At 35.1% G+C, this 25,583-nt stretch carries 22 protein-coding genes and 1 pseudogene; 8 read left to right on the forward strand and 15 right to left on the reverse strand.

What is annotated here, in order from left to right; translation table 11 throughout:
* The first annotated feature begins 8 nt into the window (after positions 1-8).
* From hisB to hisIE, 5 genes are read left to right on the forward strand one after another with little or no spacing between them, the layout of a single operon-like run.
* Complete coding sequence (gene hisB, locus J3U18_RS06625; protein WP_267353301.1) at positions 9-1,076, forward strand: bifunctional histidinol-phosphatase/imidazoleglycerol-phosphate dehydratase HisB; 1,068 nt, start codon at positions 9-11, stop codon at positions 1,074-1,076.
* Positions 1,077-1,664 carry an imidazole glycerol phosphate synthase subunit HisH gene (gene hisH, locus J3U18_RS06630; RefSeq protein WP_065563474.1) on the forward strand — a complete coding sequence of 196 codons (588 nt, stop codon included), beginning with the start codon at positions 1,077-1,079 and terminating at the stop codon, positions 1,662-1,664.
* Between the two features lie 17 nt (positions 1,665-1,681).
* Positions 1,682-2,419, forward strand: a complete 738-nt coding sequence (hisA, locus tag J3U18_RS06635; RefSeq protein ID WP_416379896.1) for a 1-(5-phosphoribosyl)-5-[(5-phosphoribosylamino)methylideneamino]imidazole-4-carboxamide isomerase — start codon at positions 1,682-1,684, stop codon at positions 2,417-2,419.
* Positions 2,401-3,177 (forward strand): imidazole glycerol phosphate synthase subunit HisF, encoded by a 777-nt coding sequence (hisF, locus tag J3U18_RS06640; protein ID WP_065734876.1) that lies wholly within the window; start codon positions 2,401-2,403, stop codon positions 3,175-3,177. Before hisA ends, hisF begins: the two co-directional genes overlap by 19 nt.
* A complete protein-coding gene (hisIE, locus tag J3U18_RS06645; RefSeq protein WP_267353302.1) occupies positions 3,171-3,797 on the forward strand; it encodes a bifunctional phosphoribosyl-AMP cyclohydrolase/phosphoribosyl-ATP diphosphatase HisIE in 627 nt (208 codons plus the stop codon). The genes hisF and hisIE overlap by 7 nt, the downstream gene beginning before the upstream one ends.
* A 75-nt stretch (positions 3,798-3,872) precedes the next feature.
* On the opposite strand, the gene cysB is transcribed toward hisIE, so the two are convergent.
* The 3 genes from cysB to matP all read right to left on the reverse strand — a co-directional run bounded on the left by cysB (position 3,873) and on the right by matP (position 8,104).
* Positions 3,873-4,844 carry an HTH-type transcriptional regulator CysB gene (cysB, locus tag J3U18_RS06650; RefSeq protein WP_267336883.1) on the reverse strand — a complete coding sequence of 324 codons (972 nt, stop codon included), beginning with the start codon at positions 4,842-4,844 and terminating at the stop codon, positions 3,873-3,875.
* A gap of 165 nt (positions 4,845-5,009) precedes the next feature.
* Entirely contained in the window at positions 5,010-7,610 is a 2,601-nt protein-coding gene (topA, locus tag J3U18_RS06655; protein WP_267330302.1) for a type I DNA topoisomerase, read from the reverse strand.
* A 29-nt stretch (positions 7,611-7,639) separates the two neighbouring features.
* Positions 7,640-8,104, reverse strand: coding sequence for a macrodomain Ter protein MatP (gene matP, locus J3U18_RS06660; protein ID WP_065563479.1), 465 nt, complete (start codon positions 8,102-8,104; stop codon positions 7,640-7,642).
* 149 nt (positions 8,105-8,253) lie between these two features.
* Between matP and J3U18_RS06665 the strand changes: the two genes are divergently transcribed.
* A complete protein-coding gene (locus J3U18_RS06665) occupies positions 8,254-9,936 on the forward strand; it encodes an amidohydrolase (RefSeq protein WP_065563480.1) in 1,683 nt (560 codons plus the stop codon).
* A 53-nt stretch (positions 9,937-9,989) separates the two neighbouring features.
* Here the strand turns inward: J3U18_RS06665 and J3U18_RS06670 are convergent, their stop codons facing one another.
* Positions 9,990-11,396, reverse strand: a complete 1,407-nt coding sequence (locus J3U18_RS06670) for a PTS fructose transporter subunit IIC (protein WP_267353303.1) — start codon at positions 11,394-11,396, stop codon at positions 9,990-9,992.
* Positions 11,389-11,823 carry a PTS sugar transporter subunit IIA gene (locus tag J3U18_RS06675; protein WP_065563482.1) on the reverse strand — a complete coding sequence of 145 codons (435 nt, stop codon included), beginning with the start codon at positions 11,821-11,823 and terminating at the stop codon, positions 11,389-11,391. The genes J3U18_RS06670 and J3U18_RS06675 overlap by 8 nt, the downstream gene beginning before the upstream one ends.
* A gap of 723 nt (positions 11,824-12,546) precedes the next feature.
* Here J3U18_RS06675 and J3U18_RS06680 point away from each other — a divergent pair.
* Together J3U18_RS06680 and J3U18_RS06685 are read left to right on the forward strand one after the other, a co-directional pair.
* The gene (locus J3U18_RS06680) at positions 12,547-13,431 is read left to right on the forward strand and encodes an SDR family NAD(P)-dependent oxidoreductase (RefSeq protein ID WP_218058467.1); all 885 of its coding nucleotides are present in this window, start codon (positions 12,547-12,549) and stop codon (positions 13,429-13,431) included.
* Positions 13,428-14,957 carry an AMP-binding protein gene (locus tag J3U18_RS06685; protein ID WP_267353304.1) on the forward strand — a complete coding sequence of 510 codons (1,530 nt, stop codon included), beginning with the start codon at positions 13,428-13,430 and terminating at the stop codon, positions 14,955-14,957. The genes J3U18_RS06680 and J3U18_RS06685 overlap by 4 nt, the downstream gene beginning before the upstream one ends.
* Positions 14,958-15,136: 179 nt before the next feature.
* Here J3U18_RS06685 and J3U18_RS06690 read toward each other — a convergent pair whose 3' ends face one another.
* From J3U18_RS06690 to J3U18_RS06730, 10 genes and pseudogenes are all read right to left on the reverse strand, one after another.
* The gene (locus tag J3U18_RS06690; protein WP_065563484.1) at positions 15,137-15,580 is read right to left on the reverse strand and encodes a hypothetical protein; all 444 of its coding nucleotides are present in this window, start codon (positions 15,578-15,580) and stop codon (positions 15,137-15,139) included.
* A 217-nt stretch (positions 15,581-15,797) separates the two neighbouring features.
* Entirely contained in the window at positions 15,798-15,938 is a 141-nt protein-coding gene (locus J3U18_RS06695) for a hypothetical protein (RefSeq protein WP_267330298.1), read from the reverse strand.
* A gap of 370 nt (positions 15,939-16,308) precedes the next feature.
* Positions 16,309-16,482 carry a tetratricopeptide repeat protein gene (locus J3U18_RS06700; RefSeq protein WP_416380394.1) on the reverse strand — a complete coding sequence of 58 codons (174 nt, stop codon included), beginning with the start codon at positions 16,480-16,482 and terminating at the stop codon, positions 16,309-16,311.
* A 12-nt stretch (positions 16,483-16,494) separates the two neighbouring features.
* A pseudogene (locus J3U18_RS11915) lies at positions 16,495-16,551 on the reverse strand (hypothetical protein); the annotation flags it as partial.
* Between the two features lie 6 nt (positions 16,552-16,557).
* Entirely contained in the window at positions 16,558-16,722 is a 165-nt protein-coding gene (locus J3U18_RS06705) for a hypothetical protein (protein WP_176701545.1), read from the reverse strand.
* Positions 16,704-17,315 (reverse strand): tetratricopeptide repeat protein, encoded by a 612-nt coding sequence (locus J3U18_RS06710; protein ID WP_267336887.1) that lies wholly within the window; start codon positions 17,313-17,315, stop codon positions 16,704-16,706. The genes J3U18_RS06705 and J3U18_RS06710 overlap by 19 nt, the downstream gene beginning before the upstream one ends.
* A 325-nt stretch (positions 17,316-17,640) precedes the next feature.
* A complete protein-coding gene (locus tag J3U18_RS06715; RefSeq protein WP_267353306.1) occupies positions 17,641-19,824 on the reverse strand; it encodes an SEL1-like repeat protein in 2,184 nt (727 codons plus the stop codon).
* A gap of 326 nt (positions 19,825-20,150) precedes the next feature.
* A complete protein-coding gene (locus J3U18_RS06720; RefSeq protein ID WP_267353307.1) occupies positions 20,151-21,353 on the reverse strand; it encodes a tetratricopeptide repeat protein in 1,203 nt (400 codons plus the stop codon).
* 324 nt (positions 21,354-21,677) lie between these two features.
* A complete protein-coding gene (locus J3U18_RS06725; RefSeq protein ID WP_267353308.1) occupies positions 21,678-23,306 on the reverse strand; it encodes an SEL1-like repeat protein in 1,629 nt (542 codons plus the stop codon).
* 311 nt (positions 23,307-23,617) lie between these two features.
* Positions 23,618-25,003, reverse strand: coding sequence for an SEL1-like repeat protein (locus tag J3U18_RS06730; RefSeq protein WP_267353309.1), 1,386 nt, complete (start codon positions 25,001-25,003; stop codon positions 23,618-23,620).
* Between the last annotated feature and the right edge of the window lie 580 nt (positions 25,004-25,583).

Here is a 25,583-nt window from a genome sequence, read left to right on the forward strand (position 1 = left end):
GAGCAAGTATGTTACAAAAATATTTATTTATCGATCGTGATGGAACATTAATTGTTGAACCTCCTATCGATTTTCAAGTTGATAGTTTCGAAAAACTTGAATTTGAACCTAATGTGATACCCGCATTACTTAAATTACAAGCTGCTGGTTATAAATTAGTTATGGTGACCAATCAAGATGGTTTAGGCACCAGCAGCTATCCACAAGCCAAATTTGATGGCCCTCATAACTTAATGATGCAAATATTTGAATCACAAGGCGTCAGATTTGAAGAAGTTTTAATTTGTCCACATTTTCCTGAGGACAATTGTGAGTGCCGTAAACCTAAACTAAAACTGGTGCTTCCTTATTTAATGAATGGCAACTTAGACAAACAAAATAGCTATGTAATTGGTGACAGGGTCACTGATATCCAGCTTGCAGAAAATATGCAAATAAAAGGGTTACGTTATGATCCAGTAAATCTTAATTGGAACGAAATAGCTCAACGTTTAACCACAGCAGATCGTTATGCAAAAGTCGAAAGAAACACCAAAGAGACTAAGATTTTAGTTGAGGTTTGGTTAGATAGACAAGGTGGTAGCCAAATTAATACAGGTATTGGTTTTTTTGACCATATGCTCGATCAAATTGCTACTCATGGTGGCATTAAACTCAATATCCAAGTTGAAGGTGATCTTCATGTTGATGATCATCACACCATTGAAGATACTGGCCTTGCTTTAGGTGAAGCGCTAAAACTAGCTCTTGGAGATAAACGTGGAATCACACGCTATGCATCAGTTATTCCAATGGATGAATGTTTAGCAAAATGTGCAATAGATATTTCTGGTCGCCCTTACCTTGTATTTTCGGCACAATTTAGTGATCCTAAAGTTGGAGATATGAGTACACAAATGGTAGAGCATTTCTTCTACTCTTTAACTTATGCTATGGGGATCACCTTACATATTGAAACATCAGGAAATAATGATCATCATAGAATCGAGAGCTTATTTAAAGCATTTGCTCGAACACTTAAACAAGCAATTAAAATTGAAAGTGATAGATTACCTAGTTCGAAAGGAGTGCTATAGATGAAAATTGTCATTCTCGATACAGGCTGTGCAAATCTTTCATCAGTAAAATACGCAATACAACGACTAGGCTATAATCCAATTATTAGTCTTGAGCCTGATATTGTGCTTGAGTCGGATAAACTCTTTTTACCGGGTGTGGGTTCCGCATCTGCAGCAATGAAAAAGTTAAAAGAACGGAATTTAATCGAGCTGATAAAAGTTTGCACCCAACCTGTATTAGGCATCTGCCTTGGTATGCAACTTTTGGCCGATTATAGTAATGAAGGGCATGTCCATACGTTAGGTATCATTCACGAAAAAGTCTCTGAAATTCCTGATTGTGGACTACCACTACCGCATATGGGGTGGAATCAAGTTAACCCTAAAGCTGGCCACCATTTATTCCGAGATATTCCTAATGGTGCTTATTTTTACTTTGTACATGGATACGCCTTACCATTATGCTCATCAACTATCGCAGAAACCAATTACGGCGAAAGCTTTACAGCTGCCGTACAAAAAGACAACTTTTACGGTGTGCAATTTCATCCAGAGCGTTCTGGCTCAGCCGGTGCAAAATTACTAAAGAACTTTTTGGAGATGTAAAAATGGCAGTTTACCCTATTATTATTCCTGCTCTGGATTTAATTGATGGCACTGTGGTTCGATTACACCAGGGTGATTATGAACAAAAACGTGATTATGGTAATGATCCTTTAGCTCGATTACAAGACTATCAGAGGCAAGGAGCTAAATTACTACATTTAGTTGATTTAACAGGTGCTAAAGATCCAAAAGCTCGGCAAATCACATTAATTAAAACACTGATTAATGGTGTCCAAGTTCCAGTACAAGTTGGAGGAGGAATTCGCAGTGAAGATGATGTTAAAGCCCTTCTCTCTGCTGGTGCAACACGAGTTGTTATCGGTTCAACTGCAATTAAAGATCCCAAATTAGTAAAAAAATGGTTTGAAAATTATGGACCTGAATCTTTGGTATTAGCATTGGATGTTCGTATTGACAAATATGGCAATAAAAATGTCGCTATTCATGGCTGGCAAGAAGATTCTAAGCAAACTTTAGAACAAGTAATTGAGGATTACTTACCTTATGGCTTAAAACATGTCCTTTGTACTGACATTTCAAAAGATGGTACATTAACTGGTTCTAACATAAGCTTATATCAAGAAATTAGCAAAAAATACCCAACTATTGATTTTCAAGCTTCTGGTGGAATCGGACAGTTGAACGATGTAAAGGACTTAAAAGACAGTGGTGTTGCTGGTGTCATTGTGGGTCGGGCATTACTAGAAGGTAAATTTACAGTTCAGGAGGCAATTTCATGTTGGCAAAAAGGATAATACCTTGCTTGGACGTTCGTAATGGTCAAGTTGTTAAAGGCGTGCAATTCCGTAATCACGAAATCATTGGTGATATTGTACCATTAGCTAAACGCTATGCGGAAGAAGGTGCAGATGAACTGGTTTTCTATGATATCACTGCTTCATCTGATGGGCGTGTGGTTGATAAAAGTTGGGTGGCTAAAGTTGCTCAAGTTATTGACATACCCTTTTGTGTTGCTGGTGGTATAAAAACGGTTGAAGATGCTGGGCAGATTTTAACTTATGGGGCAGATAAAATTTCAATCAACTCACCTGCTTTAGCTAACCCAAACTTGATTACTCAATTAGCTGATTGCTTTGGTGTGCAATGTATCGTGGTAGGGATTGATACTTGGTATGATAAAGATTCAGATAGTTATCACGTTTATCAATTTACCGGTGATGAAAAGCGAACTGTAGCCACCAAATGGAATACAATTGATTGGGTTCAAGAGGTCCAAAAGCGAGGTGCCGGTGAAATTGTATTGAATATGATGAACCAAGATGGTGTTCGTAATGGTTATGATCTTAAGCAACTTAAAACGATTAGAGAAGTTTGCCAAGTACCACTGATTGCTTCTGGCGGTGCGGGTACTATGGAGCATTTTTTACAAGCTTTTAAAGAAACTAATGTTGATGGTGCTTTAGCGGCTTCAGTCTTTCATAAACAAATTATTAATATTGGCGAACTTAAACAATATTTAGCTCAACATGGAGTAGAAATACGATTATGTTAACTCAACATTCCCAAATAAAGATAGATACAAAATCACTTGATTGGCAAAAAGTCGATAATTTAATGCCAGTTATTATTCAGCATTATATTTCTGGTGAAGTGCTCATGCTGGGCTATATGAATCAGGAAGCTTTAGCTCAAACCCTAAATAGCGGAAAAGTAACGTTTTATTCTCGGACTAAACAACGTTTATGGACCAAAGGCGAAACCTCAGGCAACTTTTTAAACGTGGTTAATATCTCAACCGATTGTGATAACGATACGCTGTTAATTTTAGTCAATCCGATTGGACCAACTTGTCATACTGGAACAAACAGCTGCTTTAAGAATTCTAAAACTGAATGGGGCTTTCTATACGATTTAGAACAATTACTTGGCTCTCGTAAGCAAGCTGATCCTAACACCTCTTATACTGCAAAACTCTATCATGATGGTACTAAGCGTATTGCTCAGAAAGTCGGAGAAGAAGGTGTAGAAACCGCCCTTGCTGCCACTGTACGAGATAAAGAAGAATTGAAAAATGAATCAGCAGATTTGATTTACCATCTATTAGTCTTACTACAGGATCAAAATCTATCACTCCAAGATGTGATTGGCATTTTAAAAGCTAGACATAAATAATATAAAAAAGAAACCAAGCGAGGCACAATCTTTGAGCTTGGTTTCTTAAAATACATTTCAAAATGACCTATCGGTTTATCTAACAGGTAATTTAACTCCATTAAACATAGCTTGCACTGCTACATTGTTTTCACAAAGACTAATTTTATCTATTGTTTGTCTATTTAAATGTGGAGAAAATTGACTAATAAAATCATACATATAATTACGTAAGAACAGAGATCGCGCAAAGACGATATAAGTTGTACTGTAAGGGAATATATGGCCGGCATTTAGCACCACAAATTCACAATCTGAACTTTCATCAACCGCCATTTTAGCCACAATGCCAACACCAACACCTAATTTGACATAGGTTTTAATCAAATCAGCATCAGTAGTGCTAAATACAATATTTGGGACTTGATTAGCTTTAATAAATGCCTGATTAAGATCGGAACCATCATTAGAAAAATCATAACTAACTAATGGATATTTAGATAGCTCATCAATTGTAACTAAACTGCTTTTAGCTAAAGGGTGATCTTTCATGACAATGACAGCTTGGTTCCAATGATAACAAGGTAATGCAATCATATCATCACTAAGATCTGATAAATCGGTCACGATAGCAAAATCAGCTTGTCCAGTTTGTACTTGCATCAGGCATTGAGGAGATGACCCTTGTTCCATATGAAGAGTGATACTCGGGTACTGTTGCATAAATTGTTGGATAACAAGAGGTAAAGTATAACGAGCTTGAGTATAAGTGGTTGTTATCGTTAATGAGCCTTGATTTGGTTGACTAAACTCTTTAGCTAAAATTTTAATATCTTGTGCTTTATTTAAAATATCACGGGCTAAAGCTATAATCTGCTCACCAACTGGTGTAACTTCTGAAAGATGTTTACCTACACGGGTAAAGATTTGTACATTTAGCTCATCTTCCAATAATTTAATCTGCTTACTTATTCCAGGTTGAGAGGTATAAAGTTTTTCAGAAGTAAGCGATACATTGAGATCATTATTAACAACCTCAACAATATAACGCAGCTGTTGCAACTTCATGACAAAGGCTCCTTTAACTATATACCTTTCCCTTTTCTCAAAAAAAACTTGAGGAAAGGGGTTTTTTAAGGTAATTCCCTTCACACCTTACCACATAAACGGCTTTTTATATTAAACAGCTACTGAACCTGAGCTATTCTTTATAAAATGATTAAGTGTTATTACCTATTTTTTACTATTAACCCATTTACCATGAACATATTGCATGACCCAACCAGTAGATTTGCCGTTAACTTCAGAAGTAACATACTGTTCTTTATTCTTTCGGCTATAACGAACAATACTTGGATTACCATTTGGATCATGGCTTGGTGCTTCAGTTAAATAAATAAATTTTTCTGGTAAACGATATTTAAAGCGTTGTAACTCTTCAACTAATGGTGCACGAGTTTCCCGTGATTTTGGGAAATTATGCGCTGCTAAAAATATACCTGATGCACCATCTCTAAGGACAAAATGTGCATCTGATTTAGTACATTGTAATTCAGGCAAATCAACTGGATCTTCTTTAGGAGGAGCCACATCACCATTTTTCAAGATTTTACGTGTATTTTTACAATCTTGATTAGTACAGCCCATATAGAGTCCAAAACGACCTGATTTTAGGTGCATTTCTGATCCACATTTTTCACATTCGATAATGGGCCCATCATAACTTTTTACTTTAAATGTACCCTTTTCAACCAAAGAACCATCACAAATAGGATTATTACCACAAATATGTAGCTTACGCTCATTATCAAGCAGATAACTATCCATAGCGGTATGACATTTAGGGCAACGCTTAAGTGCTCTTAAAGCGTTGGTTTCAGCTGTTTCAGCTTCTTCCAAAATGTTTAAGGTTTCATGTTCTGGAATTAAGTTAATTGTTTGCTTACAACGCTCTTTTGGCGGTAATGCATAACCAGAACAAGCTAAAAACACGCCGGTTCCTGCAGTTTTAATCCCCATTTCACGACCACAATTAGGACATTTAATTTCTGGTGTTAAAACTAAAGGATTTAATTGCATTCCACCATGATCTGGATCTTGTTCAGCGATTTCAAGATGCTGGCTAAAATCTTCAAAAAATTGATCTAAAACTTCGCGCCATTCTTGTTTTTTATTAGCGATCTCATCAAGTGCATGTTCCATACGAGCGGTAAAATCATAACTCATAAGATCATTAAAATTTTCACTTAATCTATCGGTAACAATTTCACCAATTTTTTCTGCGTAAAAACGACGATTATCTAATCGTACATATCCACGATCTTGAATAGTTGAAATGATCGTTGCATAAGTAGAAGGGCGACCAATTTCTCGTTTTTCCAACTCTTTTACTAAAGAAGCTTCATTGTAACGAGCAGGTGGTTTAGTAAAATGTTGATCTGGATTTAAGCTAAGTAACTCTAAAATATCGTTGACAGATACAGCGGGTAACATTTTATCTTCATTGTTTTTACTCAACTGAGATTGTACTTTTGTCCAACCATCAAAACGTAAAGTACGACCTTTTGCTTTTAAAGTAAAATCCCCAGCTTTAACAGTAACAGTAATTGAGTTATATTCAGCTGATGTCATTTGACAAGCAACAAATTGACGCCAAATTAGTTGATATAACTTAACAGCATCAACCTCAACATCACTCAGACTTGTAGCTTGTATATTAACATCAGAAGGACGAATAGCTTCGTGCGCTTCTTGTGAGTTTTTCTTACTGGTATAAACATTCGGTGATTTTGGTAGATATTTATCACCATAATTTTCACCAATATAATCTCGGACCATCGTTAATGCGTCTTGACTCAAATTTGTAGAGTCGGTACGCATATAAGTAATATAACCTGCCTCGTATAAACGCTGTGCTAACATCATTGTCTTTTTCACCCCGAAGCCAAGGCGAGTACTTGCAGCTTGTTGTAAAGTCGACGTAATAAATGGCGCAGTTGGATTACTTTTAGTTGGCTTTTCTTCAATATTGGTTACTTGATATTGTTTATTATTTAGCTCTGCTAAAGCAATATCAATAGCAACCCGATCTTTCGGTTCAAACGCATCATCTTTATAATGCGTAACTTGCATTGTTAGTTTTTCTTGATTAGCTGTTTTTAAATCAGCATAGAGCTCCCAATACTCTTCAGGAATAAAGGCATGGATTTCACGTTCACGTTCAACAACTAATCGTACCGCAACGGATTGGACTCGACCAGCTGACAAACCTCTTGCTACTTTTTTCCAAAGTAATGGCGACACCATAAAACCAACTACGCGGTCCATAAATCGGCGTGCCTGCTGAGCATTAACACGATCCATATCAAGCATAGCAGGATGCTTAAACGCATTTTGAATCGCAGTTTTAGTGATTTCATTAAATACAACACGTCGATATTTATCATCATCACCACCAATAACATCTTTTAGATGCCACGCGATGGCTTCCCCTTCTCTATCCAAGTCGGTTGCGAGATAAATCATATCAGCATCTTTGGCTAATTTTTTAAGCTCATCAACTACCCGCTCTTTACCGGGTAAAATTTCATAATGAGCCTTCCAACCATTATAAGGATCGACACTCATACGATCGACTAAGATCTGCTTTTCAGATCGTTTTACTTTCTTCTCGGCTTTATCTTTGCTGGTTTTTTCATTGCGGTGGCTACTACCACTAACTGGAAGATCTCGAATATGCCCCACGCTTGATTTAACCACGAAATCTTTACCAAGATATTTATTAATTGTTTTTGCTTTTGCTGGTGATTCCACAATAACAAGGGATTTTCCCATAATTAAACCTATTTATCCTGTAGTTTAAGTTATTTACTGTCTAAATTAACATCAAGTAATGACAGTAAATCATCTTTAATTGTCGACACTTTACTTGCATACTGCTCTTTTTGCTCTGCATCTTCAATTAATTGTGTAATTGTTTGTGACAACGTACATCCCCGGCGTTTAGCTAAATTAGCTAATCTTTGCCAGACTAGAAATTCTAAATCAATAGACTTTTTACGTGTATTTTGCTGCTCGGCATTAAAATGTCGTTTTCGTCGCGCCCGAATGGTTTGCTTCATGCGGTTATCTAAATCGGGATTTAAATGCTGCTTAATCCAATCAACGACGGCTGTCGGTTTGTGTTCTAATAACAATAGTTCATTTACGGCTTGTTGAGCTGCACTCTTTTCAACATAACGAGTGATAGGCTCCCCTTCTAAATGTCTTTTTACTAAATAGTGCCACTTCCAACCGCATTCAAGGTTTTCTAATTGTTGATATTTCATAAGCTCACCTTGTGACGCTGTAACTAAATATGTTAGTTGTAGCATAATCTTGACACACAATAAAGAAAATTATTGCATTTGACAAATTTTTTATAAATCTGCTATCGTTCGTCTATCATTTTGAACTTCTACTTAAGGAATTACAAATAATGGCAAAAGCCGATGTTATTTATATTAATGGTTACATTTACACTGCAGACGAGCATGATACCGTTTGTGAAGCGCTTGCAATTAAAAATGGCTATATTATTGCAACTGGTACCACACAAGAGATAAATAACTCCCAATATGTTGATAATTGTACAATAATTCATGATCTACTAGGTAAAACAATGATGCCTGGCATAATTGATGCTCATCTACATACCTTTTGGGGCGGTATGCAATTATCATCATGTAATTTAAATTATCAAAGTTTAACTGTTGATACTACCTTAGCCATTATTCAAGAATATTTAGATAATGATTCCGCAGACAATAGTAAAAATTGGTTACAAGTTCGTGGTTGGTTACGCCAAGAAGTGTTACCAATCGGAACCGACATTACCCGCTTTGATCTTGATAAACTTAATACCACGCGCCCTGTAATTCTGTTTTCAAATGATTGTCATACGCTTGTTGCTAATAGCATTGCTTTAGAAAAATTTGGACTTGACCGTAATACGCCAGAGCCTTCTGATGGAAAAATTGGACGCACTGAAGATGGCGAATTAAACGGTATATTAGAAGATGCCCCTGCTATGCGCGCATTTGACAGCATCTCTAAAATTACCGATGAACAAGCAGTAAACATAGCTAAATTATCACAAACTGAATTAAATAAGCAAGGTGTAACGTCAGTTATGGATGCACGCATCACTGAAACACAAGCCGATGCATTTCTAAAATTACAACAACAAGATCAGCTCTCAATACGTTTATTTGGTGCACGTGAATTACCACCTGATGATGTTGGTTCTATTGAAGATATTCCTGCTGTTATTGATCGCGTTAAACAATTTGCTAAGCGTTATGATGATAAAAACTGGCAACCTAAACCAGGTATAAAAGTATCGCATACCAAATTATTTGTCGATGGAGTGATGCAAGCACCATTAATGACAGCTCGCTTACTAAAACCTTATCAATTAGAAAATGAAAAAGATCGCCTCGGTGATCTATATTATTCAACAGAGATGTTAGATGCATTAATACTGGAATCATCTAAAGCTGGATTTCATCCTCACATGCATACTGTTGGCGAAGGAGCAATTGAAGTTGTTCTTAACGCGATTGAAAAAATGCGAAAAACACTACCAGATGCAGATATTCGTCCTAGCACTGCACATAATGAACTCAGTGCTATGCATCAATTTGCTCGTTATAAACAATTGAAAACCAGTGTAGTATTTTCATTCCAATGGGCAGGCTGTAGCTCAGCAATGGTAGAACAATACGAAACCTTATTTGGTGCCGAACGCTATAATGGTTTAGAAGCCCACGGTCAGTATATAGATGCTGGAGTCACCTGTGCGTTTGGTAGCGATTGGCCAATTGATCCACTTAATGAATGGTATGATTTCCAAATCGCTATGACCAGACAAATTGACGCACAGCACCCTCGTTTAAATAGTGACCGCAATTTAACAGCAACCGAAGTCCTACGCTGTGCAACAATTGGCGCCGCTTATGTGTTAAAACAAGATGATTATATAGGCTCTATAGAAAAAGGAAAATTTGCAGATTTAATTATTTTAGATCGTAATCCATTTACCATTCCAGCAACGGATATTCAAAATGTCAAAGTATTAACGACGATTGTTGGAGGGAAAACAGTTTATCAACACGCCTAATAATCGTTAAAACTTTATTACCCCGCCTATTAGTCGGGGTAATTTTTCAATGATTAATCAGCATCAACAATAACATCGCCTTCCACTGCTGGTTTTCGAGAAAAATTTAAAATCGCAGCAATAATAAATGCTCCGATAAACATATCAATGACATACCATAATGCACCTTTGGTTACACCACCTAACGCAACTAAACCACCAAATGCAACTAATGAATCAATACCATTAATCATGCCTAGCATTCCCGCAACCGCTGTACCAACAACGATCGCAATAATAACGCGTTTTGGATCTTTAGCCGCAAATGGAATCGCCCCTTCTGTAATACCAGCTAGGGATAAAAAGAACGCAGTAATACCAAACTCTTTTTCTTCCTTAGTATATTTAGAGCGAGACACAATCAAAGAAGAAATAGCCAATCCTAAAGGAGGAATTGCACAGCACATACGAAATACACCATTAGGACCGTAAACACCTTCTGCCATAGCTGCTAATGTAAAAGCTGTAGCTGCTTTACTACATGGTCCGCCCATATCTAGCGCTGCAAGAACACCAATTCCTATACCTAAAAATGCCGCATTAACTTCAGACATGCCTTTTAAAGTTTCGACCATCGCTTTTACAAACCAATCTAGCGGATATGACAAGCCATAAATATAAATAGGAGCCATAACTAATAAGGTCACAGTTGGAATAATCATAACAGGCATAACCGAGGCAATAACTGGATGGACTTTAACTGTTTTAAACCATTTTACAAAATAACCAATTAAAACACCGAAAATCATAGCACCAATAAAGCCTGTACTTACATGATTAGCACCAATTGGATTATTTACTACATATCCCATAATAAATGCTGGAGCTAAAGCGGCATTTCCACCAATCGAATAAGCCATATATGCCGCAAGCACAGGTACCATCATTGAAAAGCCATAAAACGCAACTTGCTGTAAATCGGCAAAGAATTGATTACTTGGTAAAATAGTGTCACCAGTTACATGACCAGTCATTAACACTATTGAAAAAAGAATACCTGAAGCAATAATAACTGGTAAAAATTTACTGATACCAGTATTTAATGACCTAAATATTTCTTTTCCAATACTCTCCTTAACTTCTTTTTTAGATGATAGTGCTTCAGCATTGTTAAAAATATTAACCGTGTTTTTAACCGCTTCACCGGTGCTCACCTTAATCACATTTTTAAAAGGTTCTAACCTTTCAGCATTATCAATAGAAATATCTGTTGCTAACAAAATCACATCAGCACTTTTTAAATCTTGTTCTGTTAAAACATTGTCAATTCCTGCTGCGCCTTGTGTTTCGACCTTACAATCCCATCCTCGTTTTTTAGCTTCATTTTCAATTTTTTGTTTAGCAATATAAGTATGAGCCATACCCGCTGTACAGGCACATATGGCCACAATTTTTTTATTTTTTAGCGATTCTTTACTCATATAAACCTCGAATTAATTTTGCTACAGTTTGAATATCACTATTTAACAGTTCTTCAATAAAATCATCATCAGCCAAATTAGATGCCAATTTAGCAATTATTGTCAAATGCTCTTTATCCGCATTTTCTGGAGCGCCAATCATTACTACTAACTTAACTTTATTTTCATTATTCCAAATTATTCCTGGATTATACTTACCTACCACAATAAATGGTGTTTTCACTGCGCCACTTTTAGCATGAGGCAAAGCAATATCTGTTAGTACATCTGTATCCATTTCTTTTTCATGATTCATAAGATCTTGGAAAAATTGTGTGACATTGTTTAAATACTCGTTACTGTTTTCTGCCATTAATTTGATCACTAATGATTTATCTTGAGCAAGATTATCAGTTAGTTCGACGGGAATAACCGGAATTAAAGCCATAAATAAGTCCTCTTGATAATTATTTAGTATAAAATTTTAGTAAAATAAAGATATACAAAACAAATATATAACGTTCATTTTTTATTGACACTTAATTTTTTGATTAAATAATTTGATCTAGATCACAAATATGAAATATTTAGAATTTATTAATGATTAAAATAATCATTAACTTCAATAGCAAATTCTTACACTGAATAAAACTAGTTGGTAAAGTTAACTGCTGAGCAGCAACCAATTATTGCGTTATAAAAGAAGTAAAAATTCTAGATGTTGAGAATAACATTCTAAAAATCTCACATGTACTTAACCAATTATCAAATATTAAGATAACATGCTGGCTTTTAAAATTTGTGCTGCATTGTAAAGTAAAGCTTGCACTCGAATTGCATAAGCAAAGATTTATAAATCAGTGAAATATGGAGTAATATTATTACAATTTAAAGCATCATCAAGGGTTTAAGCAATCATTTGTTTTCAGCAGATAATAATACTTGAACGTTTAAAAGAATAATCTTCAAGTTTATTAAGCTTTACATTCAACTCTGATGCAGCAAAATTTTTAATAGGGGAAAAGCAATCTAATAAATAACTTGCTTGAAATACTGACAGTTAGAAATTAATACAATAATTTCAAGTTTCTTAAGGAAGGTCTGTTTTTTATTTAGATATAAACTTTAAAATCAACTTATTTTAAAAAACATTAACTTGTTGACTGATTGAATGTTTACCTTATACTATGCGCAATTGTTTACCGGCAGTACAAAAATGTTCAACTCCTCAAATCTTCTTAATTGTGTACTCTTTCCAATCGTTAAGCCTAATTATTCAAAATTAAAATGCCAATTAGAAAATAAAGTGATTGTCATTACCGGCGCTAGCTATGGAATTGGTGAAAGTCTGGTTAATCTTTTAGCCAATATTCAATGTCATCTTATTTTAGTCGCTAGAACACATGATAAATTAATAAATATACAGCAGTCATTAGCTCACAAAAAAGCTAAGATTGATATATTTTCGGTTGATTTGCGCGAATCGGAACAATTGGATAATTTAATTACTAATTTACAGCGATACTCTGTTGATATCTTAATCAATAATGCTGGCAAATCAATTTGTCGGTCAATACTGCAATCATTATCACGTATGCATGATTTTGATAGAACGATGAAGTTAAATTATTATGCACCGGTCAAACTCTGCTTGGCGTTAATTCCCCAATTACAGCGTAATCAAGGGCAAATTATTAATGTTTCTGCCATAAACGTACTTTTAGCCCCAACGGCTAATTGGGCTGCTTATCAAGCCTCAAAAACGGCCTTTGACCAATGGTTAAGCTGTGCAAGGCCAGAATTGGAAAATCAGAAAATCAATGTTTCAACAGCTTATTTACCTCTTGTTAAAACACGAATGATTGAACCTACTAAGATTTATAAGAGATTTCCTGCCTTACAAGCTGATAAAGCTGCAGCCATAATCTGTCGTTTATTACAAACAAAAAAACATCAATATAAACCATGGTGGACCATTATAGTTCAACTTGCCTCATTATTTTTTAATAATATTTGGGTTAAATTGAACCGTTATTTTTTGAAGAAAACGCTATGATAAAACTTATTAAAGCGCTATATAAAAAGAAATTATTAACTTTACTAGGCATTTGGCACTTATTAAATAGCGTTCATATTGTTGGTATCAATTTAATGGCGTTGCTTTATGTTCGTCAAAAGCTTTCTCCTAACCAAATTGCAATCGATGAGAATGGCACTGGCACTGATTATCGCACTCTTTTTAATCAATCTCAGCACCTTGCCAAACAATTAGCGATTAATTTTAAAATAAAGCGTCATCAAAAAGTCGCTATTATAGCGCACAACCACCTACTCTTAGTTCACACTTTATTTGCAATGACAAGATTAGGCGTTGATGTTTATCTTATTAATACTGAACTGTCGACAAATCAACTTAAGTCCATTCACGAAAATGTCGGTTTTGACTGGATAATTCATGATCCAGAAATAGAGTGTTTATCAAATGTAAAAAGCTTACCCATTTATCATGAAAGCCTTATGTCAATTCACTCTCTATTAGCTTCAACTTCAACAATTGATGTAAAAATTAAAACGACCCACTTCTCAAAAATTATAGTTTTAACGAGTGGTACAACAGGGCGTTTTAAATTAGCAGAACGCAACAGTAAGGCACAAAATTTTATTAGTCCATTTTGTCAACTACTGGTGAAACTAAATCTTTTCCGTTATCAAAAAATCTATATTGCAACGCCTATTTATCATGGGTTTGGTATGGCAAGTTTATGTATAGCTGTGTTATTAGGTGCGACAATGTTTTTAACAAAAAAATTTGATAGTCAAAAAGCATGCAGGTTAATTGCTAGTAACCAAATAGAGGTGGTCACACTTGTTCCTTTAATGTTAAATAGGATGCTGAAATGCTCTAAACATCAACTCACTAGTTTAAAATGTATTATTACCGGAGGCGCGCCAATTACAGCAATATTAGTTGATCAAGTCATTGCTACACTTGGAAAGATATTATTCAATTTGTATGGTACATCAGAAGCAGGCGTTTGCATGATTGCCTCGCCCGATGCTCTCTCTATCAAGCCAGAAACCATTGGTAAACCGCTGAGAGGATTATCAACAAAATTACAGAAGCAAAACAATGAATCACAAAAACACCATGAGCTGTTTATTAAATGTGCTTGGTCAACTGTAGGCAACCATTGGGTTTCAACAGGAGATTTAGTCTATCAAGATGCTGACGGTTATTACTTTTTAGCAGGTCGAGTTGATGATATGATTGTTTCAGGTGGTGAAAATGTTTATCCATATGAACTTGAACACTGCTTATCAACTCATCCGGAAATTAATGATGTAACAGTGATAAGTGTGCCGGATGAAGAATTCGGGCAAAGATTGGTCGCCTTTATTGTTTTAAATCCTAATACCGAACAATCCGAAACTAAAATACAGGACTGGCTTAAATCAAAAATAGCCCGTTATCAGATGCCAAAAAAAATCATTTTTATCGACGAACTACCTATGACAAGTATTGGAAAAATAAACCGTAAAAAATTACAAAAGCTATTTTTTAATCATTTAAGTAATGCATAACACTTAGTTAGCAATAAATGAACTGTTGTCCATTATTATATTCTAATAAAAATTTTTCTTAGAAAGGTATTATGAATTTGTAGGCGGCGCTATTTAACCTCTACTTTGAGTTACTCTTCTTGAAAAATAAGCCTGAAAAGTTGACTGGTTTATTTCTAGTTTTCAGTATTTATTTATGGTTAACGTCCTAAAAAAATATCTTTACTGGATCTAGAACCCTCATCTTTAATTTGTTTCTTCTTTTCTATTAAATAGTTATTTGCTTTGATATATATATCTTTATCGCATTCAATGTTTAAGATTAATTTATTATTACTTTTATTTATGACGAGAAAATGATTATCCTTATAATCAAAAATAATATTTTCTACCGATGTAGCACCTTTATTAAAATTAGATAAATTATAATAATATCTGAAAGTTACATATTGTTTTGAGATATGAATATAACCATACTCTTTTTCATCAACTTTAGCAAAAATTTTTAATGTTAAAGAATCCTCATCTTCAATTTTATCATATTTATAGGATTTTATATAAAACTTAGGGCTAGTAAATGAGCACGTAAATAACAAAGATATTATTAAAAAAGTTATAACTGAAATTACCTTAAAGATTCTCATTTCATTATACCTGCTGCTTGAGATGCATTATACATAGAACTTGCACATTGTCTTTTGAGCAAATTATATCCTTTTGTTGCATTTACCACATCATAATTATCAACATACATTTTTAAAATTAGACATTTGCATATCATCTACATCAAAACTTGTTCCTTTGGGACTAACGAACGAGAAAAACAAAACTTGAATTAAAAGAAAAATTTTTCCATTATGCCTATCCCTCTATTTTTAAATTTAAATCTTCTGGTGCTATGAAGATAGTTTCTTTGAAACCAACGCCTTTAGATGCTCCAACCAAAACTTTCTTTATTATCTTTTTCAACTCACCAATACCCATTCTAATTAATATATCCATAGCTTTTCTAGATATTAAAAGACCGTCCCCGAAGGGATTAACGAGAGTATTATAATCATGCGTATAAGCATGAACTTTGGTTAGCTTCCTTTTAGTTTTATGGGATCTTGGCTTATATTGGTTCCGGTATTACTGTCGTAATATCGGAACCGATTAGATAAGCTGAAGCGTTGAAACTTTAAAAGGATTTTGCATTACCATTCTAACACGAGCTGCTTTACTCATTCCGTCAGTTTAAAAATCAGCACTGGCGAGATATCAACACCATATATCTCCTTATATAGAAATAATGTTTATTTCATTCCTTTATGAAGGATATCGCAACTTTCTTTAAATTTTAGCTCACAAGCTTGTTCAAAATACTTTTTAGCTAACTCGCTATTTTTTCAATACCATCACCTTTATAATACATAATGCCTAAATTATGCATTGCTTCAGTGTTACCATTATCTATTGATTTTTTATACCAAAATAGTGCTTTCTCTTTATCGACTTCGACTCCCTCACCTTCTTCATACATGCGTGATAAACCATATTGCGCAATAGAACCCCCTTGTTCCGCTGCCTGAGTAAGCCAATATAGCGTTTTTTCAGTATTTTCTTCGACGCCGTCGCCGTTCTAATACATAAATGCTAAATTAAACTGAGCATCTTTATCTCCCTGCTCAGCCTCAGTGTTACAAGCAATAAAAGCTTTATCAAAAGCTTTTTGTTCGAAATAGGTAGCGCAATTATTAGCGTAAGCCGTGGTCGATAATAATGCTGTTAATACAACATATACCAATATAGCGCTTTTTCTTTATTTCCTTCATGATCAAGCATCCAGGATAAACCACTGTGCTCCGCATAAACAAACCCTTGTTTAGTAGCTTTAGTGTACCAATAGAGCACTTTTTTTCTATTTTTATCGAAATCGAACGACCGCCCTAATTCATATTGAGCAACAATAAATCCTTGCTCTGCTGCTTTAGTGAGCCATTTTTCACGTTCAAACCTTCTGGATAAATCATATTGCGCTTGAACAGATCCGGCTTCCGCTGCTTGAGTGAGCCAATAGAGTGCTTTTTCTTTGTTTTCCTCGACTCCCTCACCTTCTTCATACATGCGTGATAAACCATATTGCGCAATAGAAACCCCTTGTTCCGCTGCCTGAGTAAGCCAATATAGTGCTTTTTCAGTATTTTCTTCGACACCGTAGCCGTTGTAATACATAAATGCTAAATTAAACTGAGCATCTTTATCTCCCTGCTCAGCCTCAGTGTTACAAGCAATAAAAGCTTGAGCAAAATCTTTTTGTTCAAAATAGGTCGCACAATTATTAGCGTAAGCCGTCGTCGATAATAATGCTGTTAATACAACAAATAGTACTTTTTTCATTAGTTTTCCTTAAATTCCTAAAAATAATAATAATTTTTTTATTTTGCCTGCTGGCAAGAAAAGAACAAAAATACGTTTACTATCTATTACTTGTTAACAATGTACTTTTAAATCGCTTATCGGTATATGGAGTTGATAAAATGACTAACACGCTAACCCAATATATTGAGCCTATTAAAATGTCACTGTTAAGCTAATTTATATCAAAAAAGTGATTGTGTTAACAGAATAAATAACATTTTGAGTCTATATAAAAAAGAACTGCCTTAATATGTAAGACAGTTCTTTAAACAGATTTCTAATTTGCCTGACTTATGAATAATGTTTATTTGATTCCTTTGTGAAGAATATCGCAACTTTCTTTAAGTTTTTGCTCACAAGCTAGTTCAAAATACTTTTTAGCTAACTTGCTATTTTTTTCAATACCATCGCCTTCATAATATATAACACCTAACTGATGTATTGCTTGAGTGTTACCATTATCTGCTGCTTTTTTATACCAAAATAGTGCTTTGTTTTTATCGACTTTTATACCGTCATCACCTTTTTCATACCTAGATGCTATCTCATATTGTGCTTGAGCAAGCTTTTGTTTTGCGGCTTTCGTGTACCAATAATGCGCTTTTTCTCTATTGACTTCGGTATCTTCTGCTGAGTGATAATACATACCTACTAAATAATCTTGCGCTTCAATATCCCCTTGCTCTGCTAAACGGGTGGCCAATGATAGCTTTTGTTCTTTAAAATGATCTGAAAACTTTTCCTCATTACTAAATCCATATTTTGCTGCTCTAACATACCAATATATCGCTTTTTCTTCATTGGCTTCGATTCCATCACCTTTGTCATACATAAGTGCTAAAGAATATTGTGCTTCACCAATCCCTCGTTCCGCAGCTTTAGTGTACCAATAGAGCGCTTTTTCTTTATCAACTCCGATACCCTTCCCGCTATCATACATAAATGCTAAATCATATTGCGCATCACCAAGCTCTTGTTCTGCTGCTTTGGTGTACCAATAGAGCGCTTTTTCTTTATTGACTTCGACACCTTCACCTCGGTCGTACAAATGTGCTAACTCTAATTGTGCAATGGGAAGCCCTGCTTCCGCTGCTTTTGTATACCAATATAGCGCTTTTTCTTTATCGACTTTGACACCGTCGAATCCGTTTCCATACCGTTCTGCTAAACGATATTGCGCATTACTATCGCCTTGTTCTGCTAAACGGGTAGCCAATAATAGCTCTTGTTCTATAAAATGATCTGAATACCCTTCTTCATTACGATATCCATGGTTTATTGCTCTAATATACCAAAATTTAGCTTTTTCTTCATTGGCTTCGATCCCGTCACCTTTGTCATACATAACCCCTAATTTATATTGTGCACTACTATTCTCTTGTTCCGCAGCTTTTGTGTACCAATAGTGTGCTTTTTCTTTATTGACTTCAACACCATCACCTTCGTCATACATAACCCCTAATTTATATTGCGCCCAAACATCCCCTTGTTCAGCGGCTTTAGTATACCAATAGAGCGCTTTTTCTTTATTGATTTCAACACCGTTTCCATTGTTATACATGCATGCTAAATAATATTGCGCTTCAACTAATCCTTCTTCCGCTGCTTTCGTGTACCAATATACTGCTTTCTCTTTATTGACTTCAACACCGTCTCCTTTGTCATATCTTTTTGCTAACTTCAATTGCGCCCAACCATCCCCTTGTTCCGCAGCTTTAGTGTACCAATAGCGGGCTTTTTCTTTATTGACTTCGACACCTTCACCTTTGTCATATCTCTCTGCTAACTCTAATTGCGCATAATAAAGCCCTTGTTCCGCTGCTTTTGCAAACCAATAGATCGCTTTTTCTTTGTTGACTTCAACACCGTACCCATTGTCATACATACCAGCTAAATCATATTGCGCACTGCCGAGCCCTTGTTCTGCTGCTTTTGTGTACCAATATAGCGCTCTTTTTTTATTGACTTTGACACTGAACCCATTGTCATACATACGAGCTAAATCATATTGTGCATCACCACGCCCTTTTTCCGCTGCTTGAGCTTTCGTGTACCAATATTGTGCTTTTTCTTTATTGACGTCGACACCCTCACCTTGGTCGTACATATATGCTAACTCTAATTGCGCATAATCAAGCCCTTGTTCTGCTGCTTTTACGATCCAATAGAGCGCTTTTTCTTTATTGACTTTGACACTGAACCCATTGTCAAACAGAAGGGCTAAATGATATTGTGCCTTATTAACTCCTTGTTCAGCGGCTTGAGTATACCAATATAGTGCTTTTTCTTTATTGCCTATGAAAAGAAACTCACTGTCATAAAGACGTGCTAAATAAAACTGAGCATCTTTATCTCCCTGCTCAGCCTCAGTGTTACAAGCAATAAAAGCTTTATCAAAAGCTTTTTGTTCGAAATAGGTAGCGCAATTATTAGCGTAAGCTGTCGTCGATAATAATGCTGTTAATACAACAAATTGTACTTTTTTCATTAGTTTTCCTTAATTTCCTTAAATATAATAATTTTTTTATTTTGTCTGCTGGTAAAAATAGAACAAAAAATACGCTTACTATCTATTACTCGTTAACAATGTACTTTTAAATCGCTTATCGGTATATGGAGTTGATAAAATGACTAACACGCTAACCCAATATATTGAGCCGTATTAAAATGTCACTGTTAAGCTAATTTATATCAAAAAAGTGATTGTGTTAACAGAATAAATAACATTTTGAGTCTATATAAAAAAAGAACTGCCTTAATATGTGAGGCAGTTCTTTTAACATGTTTCTAATTTGCATGACTTATGAATAATGTTTATTTGATTCCTTTGTGAAGGATATCGCAACTTTCTTTAAATTTTAGCTCACAAGCTTGTTCAAAATACTTTTTAGCTAACTCGCTATTTTTTTCAATACCATCACCTTTATAATACATAACGCCTAAATTATGCATTGCTTCAGTGTTACCATTATCTATTGATTTTTTATACCAAAATAGTGCTTTTTCTTTATCGACTTCGATACCGTCACCTTGGTCATACATACGTGCTAAAGTATCTTGTGCATTACCAAGCTCTTTTTTCATTGCTTTACTGAGCCAATATACCGTTTTATCTTTATTAACTTCGAGACCGTCACCTTTGTCATACAGTTCTGCTAAACGATATTGCGCTTGAGCAATTTCATATTCCGGTCCAGTGATTTTTCTATGTCCCCTTTTTATTAGCTCTGCTATGACATCGTCACTTTCATTATTCAAAACTGCTAAATAATATTGGGCGTGAACAAATCCTTTTTTTGCTGCTTTCGTGTACCAATACACTGCTTTCTCTTTATTGACTTCAACACCGTCACCTTTGTCATATTTCTCTGCTAACTCTAATTGCGCCGAACCCTCATCTTGTTCCGCTGCTTTTGTATACCAATATAGCGCTTTTTCTTTATTTCCTTCATGATCATACATACTGGCTAAGCCATATTGCTGCGCATAAACAAACCCTTGTTCAGCAGCTTTAGTGTACCAATAGAGCGCTTTTTCTCTATTTTTATCGAAATCGAACGACCGCCCTAATTTATATTGCGCAAGAACAAATCCTTGCTCTGCTGCTTTAGTGAGCCATTTTTCACGTTCAAACCTTTCGGATAAATCATATTGTGCTTGAACAGATCCGGCTTCCGCTGCTTGAGTGAGCCAATAGAGTGCTTGTTCTTTATCGACTTCGACTCCCTCACCTTCTTCATACATGCGTGATAAACCATATTGCGCAACAGAAACCCCTTGTTCCGCTGCCTGAGTAAGCCAATTTAGTGCTTTTTCTGTATTTTTTTCGACGCCGTCGCCGTTGTAATACATAAATGCTAAATTAAACTGAGCATCTTTATCTCCCTGCTCAGCCTCAGTGTTACAAGCAATAAAAGCTTTATCAAAAGCTTTTTGTTCGAAATAGGTAGCGCAATTATTAGCGTAAGCCGTCGTCGATAATAATGCTGTTAATACAACAAATTGTACTTTTTTCATTAGTTTTCCTTAATTTCCTTAAATATAATAATTTTTTTATTTTGTCTGCTGGCAAAAATAGAACAAAAATACGCTTACTATCTATTACTCGTTAATAGTGTACTTTTAAATGACTTATGGGATATGGAGTTGATAAAATGGTTAACACGCCAACCCAATATCTTTAGCCGTTTTAAAAAGTCACTGTTAAGCTAATTTATATCAAAAAAGTGATTGTGTTAACAGAATAAATGATATTTTGAGGCTGTATAAAAAAAGAACTGCCTTAATATGTGAGGCAGTTCTTTTAACATGTTTCTAATTTGCATGACTTATGAATAATGTTTATTTAATTCCTTTGTGAAGGATATCGCAACTTTCTTTAAATTTTAGCTCACAAGCTTGTTCAAAATACTTTTTAGCTAACTCGCTATTTTTTTCAATACCATCACCTTTATAATACATAACGCCTAACTGATGTATTGCTTGAGTGTTACCATTATCTGCTGCTTTTTTATACCAATATAGTGCTTTTTCTTTATCGGATTCGATACCGTCACCTTGGTCATACATACGTGCTAACTCATATTGCGCAGCAGTATGCTCTTCTTGCGCATCACCATCCCATAGTTCAGCGACTTTTGTGTACCAATATAATGCTTTCCTTTTATCAACTTTGACCCCATCACCTTCAGCATATATACTTGCCAAAGAATATTGCGCCCCAACAAACCCTTCTTCCTCTCCTTGAGCTTGAGAAAACCAATATGACGCTTTTTCCTGATTGACTTCGACACCATCTCCTTGGTCATACATATATGCTAACTCTAATTGCGCAGAAATATCCCCTTCTTCAGCTGCTTTTGTGTACCAATATAATGCTTTACTTTTATTAGGTTTGACCCTATTGCCTTCGGCATACATATGTGCCAAATCAGATTGCGCTTCAACAACCCCATATTCTTGTCTTTCTCCTTGAGCTTTAGCTCGGGAGTACCAATATCGTGCTTTTTCTTTATTGACTTCGATACCCTCACCTTGGTCATACCTATATGCTAACTCTAATTGCGCAGAAATATACTTTCCTTCCGCTAATTTGGTATACCAATATAGCGCTTTTTCTTTATTGATTTCGCCATCTATACCTTGGTCATACATAAGAGCTAACTCATATTCTCCATCAGCAAGTCCTTCTTCCACTTCTTCAACTTTAGAGTACCAATATGCTGCTTTTTCTTTATTGATTTCGACACCCTTACCTTGGTCATACATATATGCTAACTCAAATTGCGCAAATTCATACCCCAGTTCCGCTGCTTGAGTGTACAAATAGAGGGCTTTTTCTTTATCGACTTCGACACCATCTCCTATTTCATACATACGTGCTAAATGATATTGCGCCTCACTAAGCCCATGTTCCATTGCTTTAGTAAACCAATAGAGGGCTTTTTCTTTATTTTTTTCGACACCGTCACCTTTATAATAAAGAAGCGCTAAATCATTTTCCGCCTTATCAAACCCATGTTCTGCTGCTTGAGTGAGCCAATATAGCGATTTTTCTTTATTGACTTCAATACCGTTATCGTCAACATACATAAGTGCTAACTGATATTGCGCCTCAAGAAATCCTTGTTCCGCTGCTTTTGTGTACCAATAGAGTGCTTTATCTTTATCAATGCCGACACCATACCCATTGTTATACGTCTGTGCTAAATCATATTGCGCCTTAACATGGCCTTGTTCCCCTGCTTCTGCGTACCAATAGAGTGCTTTTTCTTTATTGTCGGCACCTATACGTTCGTCATATATAAGTGCTAAATTATACTGAGCTTCCCTATCTCCTTGATCAGCCTCAGTGTTACAAGCAATAAACGCTTGATCAAAATTGTTTTGTTCATAATAGGTCGCGCAATTATTAGCGTAAGCCGTCGTCGATAATAATGTTGTTAATACAACAAATTGTACTTTTTTCATTAGTTTTCCTTAATTTCCTTAAATATAATAATTTTTTTATTTTGTCTGCTGGCAAAAATAGAACAAAATACGCTTACTATCTATTACTCGTTAACAATGTACTTTTAAATCGTTTATCGGTATATGGAGTTAATAAAATGTTATCATATCAACCAAATATCTTGGGCCTAATTAAAAAGTCACTGTTAAATCAATCTATATCAAAAAAGATTGGGATAACAGAATCAATGACATTTTGAGTCTGTATAAAAACCTGTCTTAATATATAAGACATTTTTAGCATATATATTTTCAATATGAATTAATCGTGTTTATTTAAGGGAATTATAATCATCACATCCTTTATCAAAACCAAGCGAACAAGCTTGCTTAAAATACCTTTTTGCTAACGCTATATCTTTTTTTACTCCGTCTCCGTGGTGATACATAAGTCCTAAATTATATTGCGCTTCACTATACCCTTGTTCCGCTGCTTTTGTGTACCAATATAATGCTTTCTTTTTATCAACTTTGACCCCATCACCTTCAGCATAAATACTTGCCAAATAATATTGATCTACCATAAACTCATCTTCCTCTTCTTGAGCTAGAGATAGAACTTGAGCTTGAGAATACCAATATAGTGCTTTTTCTTTATTGATTTGGACACGATCTCCTTGGTCATACATACGTGCTAAATTATATTGCTCATCACCATTTCCTTGTTTGGTAGCTTTAGTATACCAATCTAGCGATTTTTCTTTATTGACTTCAACACCATCTCCTTGGTCATAGATATATGCTAACTCTAACTGCGCAAAAATATGACCTTGTTCCGCTGCTTGGGTGTACCAACTCCGTACTTTTTCTTTATTGTTTTCGACACCATCTCCGACTTCATACATACGTGCTAAATTGTATTGCGCGTCACCATCCCCTTGTTTGGCGGCTTTGGTATACCAATATAGCGCTTTTTCTTTATTGACCTCGACACCATCTCCGACTTCATACAAACGTGCTAAATTAAATTGCGCATAACTAGCGCCTTGCTCAGCGGCTTTAGTATACCAATATAATGTTTTTTCGATATTTCTTTCGAGACCTTCCCCTTTGTAATACTTAAGGCCTAAATTATATTGCGCGTCACCATACCCTTGTTTGGCGGCTTTAGTAAACCAATATAGGGCTTTTTCTTTATTGACTTCGACACCGAATCCTCTGTTATACATAGCCCCTAAATTAAATTGTGCATTACTAAGACCTTGTTCAGCGGCTTTAGTATACCAATATAATTCTTTTTCAATATTTTGTACGACGCCTTCCCCATTACCATACATAACCCCTAAATTATATTGCGCTTCACTATGCCCTTGTTCAGCGGCTTTAGTATACCAATATAGTGCTTTCTCTTTATTGACTTCGATATCCCATCCTATGTAATAATTATATGCTAAATCAAATTGCGCTTGAGCAAATCCAGCTTCCGCTGCTTTTGTTTCCCAATATAGTCCTTTTTCAATATTTTCTTCAACGCCATCGCCGTTGTAAAACATTAGTGCTAAATTATACTGAGCTTCCCTATCTCCCTGCTTAGCCTCAGTATTACAAGCAATAAAAGCTTTATCAAAATCTTTTTGTTCATAATAGGTAGCGCAATGATTAGCGTAAACCGTCGTCGAGAATAATGCAGTTAATGCAACAAGGGGGATGTTTTTCATAAGTTCCCTAAATTTCCTTAAATATAATAATTTTTTTATTTTGCCTACTGACAAGAAAAGAATAGGCTTACTCTCTATTACTTTTTAACAATGTACTTTTAACTGGCTTATGCGTATGTGGAGTTGAAAAAATTGTTAACACGCCAATTATTGGATCACATAAAAATGTCACTATTATTAGAAAAGTATTTAACCATAATATTCCTATAAATATATTTTCTCATTACTTTATATCAAATCCTTAATATTTCCCTTTCTTCAGAAATTAAAAATGCGATTTATTTTTATAGGCAAATAACCTTGGTTTAATCTATTTTTATTCTTATTCATAATAGAGAGCTTAACCTAAATATAAATCACTTTCTTTGAGTCTAAAAAATCTATTTTTATTAAGAATTGTTCAGAAATAATTCATATTAAATGGTTAAATCCAGAATTTACTAAATTAAATGTCAATATAATAAAAATTAGCTTGCATAATTATGATAATGTGGCAGAATTCCCTGCCGCTTCAAGCGGGTAAAAGGCAAAACTATACTTAGTAGTTTTTTATTGTTTTTTGGGACAGAGGAGCAAAAAT

The organism is Gilliamella sp. B3482, assembly GCF_026536805.1.
GTDB lineage: Bacteria > Pseudomonadota > Gammaproteobacteria > Enterobacterales > Orbaceae > Gilliamella > Gilliamella apicola_E.

What these genes read in the sequence shown, in the direction of transcription:
- hisH (WP_065563474.1), top strand. Translation starts at nt 1,077, where the DNA reads ATGAAAATTGTCATTCTCGATACAGGCTGTGCAAATCTTTCATCAGTA.
- J3U18_RS06720 (WP_267353307.1), bottom strand. Translation starts at nt 21,353, where the DNA reads ATGAAAAAAGTACAATTTGTTGTATTAACAGCATTATTATCGACGACG.
- J3U18_RS06725 (WP_267353308.1), bottom strand. Translation starts at nt 23,306, where the DNA reads ATGAAAAAAGTACAATTTGTTGTATTAACAACATTATTATCGACGACG.
- matP (WP_065563479.1), bottom strand. Translation starts at nt 8,104, where the DNA reads ATGAAATATCAACAATTAGAAAACCTTGAATGCGGTTGGAAGTGGCAC.
- J3U18_RS06670 (WP_267353303.1), bottom strand. Translation starts at nt 11,396, where the DNA reads ATGAGTAAAGAATCGCTAAAAAATAAAAAAATTGTGGCCATATGTGCC.
- hisB (WP_267353301.1), top strand. Translation starts at nt 9, where the DNA reads ATGTTACAAAAATATTTATTTATCGATCGTGATGGAACATTAATTGTT.
- hisF (WP_065734876.1), top strand. Translation starts at nt 2,401, where the DNA reads ATGTTGGCAAAAAGGATAATACCTTGCTTGGACGTTCGTAATGGTCAA.
- topA (WP_267330302.1), bottom strand. Translation starts at nt 7,610, where the DNA reads ATGGGAAAATCCCTTGTTATTGTGGAATCACCAGCAAAAGCAAAAACA.
- J3U18_RS06675 (WP_065563482.1), bottom strand. Translation starts at nt 11,823, where the DNA reads ATGGCTTTAATTCCGGTTATTCCCGTCGAACTAACTGATAATCTTGCT.
- hisIE (WP_267353302.1), top strand. Translation starts at nt 3,171, where the DNA reads ATGTTAACTCAACATTCCCAAATAAAGATAGATACAAAATCACTTGAT.
- J3U18_RS06690 (WP_065563484.1), bottom strand. Translation starts at nt 15,580, where the DNA reads ATGAGAATCTTTAAGGTAATTTCAGTTATAACTTTTTTAATAATATCT.
- J3U18_RS06665 (WP_065563480.1), top strand. Translation starts at nt 8,254, where the DNA reads ATGGCAAAAGCCGATGTTATTTATATTAATGGTTACATTTACACTGCA.
- J3U18_RS06730 (WP_267353309.1), bottom strand. Translation starts at nt 25,003, where the DNA reads ATGAAAAACATCCCCCTTGTTGCATTAACTGCATTATTCTCGACGACG.
- J3U18_RS06695 (WP_267330298.1), bottom strand. Translation starts at nt 15,938, where the DNA reads ATGGATATATTAATTAGAATGGGTATTGGTGAGTTGAAAAAGATAATA.
- J3U18_RS06685 (WP_267353304.1), top strand. Translation starts at nt 13,428, where the DNA reads ATGATAAAACTTATTAAAGCGCTATATAAAAAGAAATTATTAACTTTA.
- cysB (WP_267336883.1), bottom strand. Translation starts at nt 4,844, where the DNA reads ATGAAGTTGCAACAGCTGCGTTATATTGTTGAGGTTGTTAATAATGAT.
- J3U18_RS06710 (WP_267336887.1), bottom strand. Translation starts at nt 17,315, where the DNA reads ATGAAAAAAGTACTATTTGTTGTATTAACAGCATTATTATCGACGACG.
- J3U18_RS06715 (WP_267353306.1), bottom strand. Translation starts at nt 19,824, where the DNA reads ATGAAAAAAGTACAATTTGTTGTATTAACAGCATTATTATCGACGACA.
- J3U18_RS06680 (WP_218058467.1), top strand. Translation starts at nt 12,547, where the DNA reads ATGTTTACCTTATACTATGCGCAATTGTTTACCGGCAGTACAAAAATG.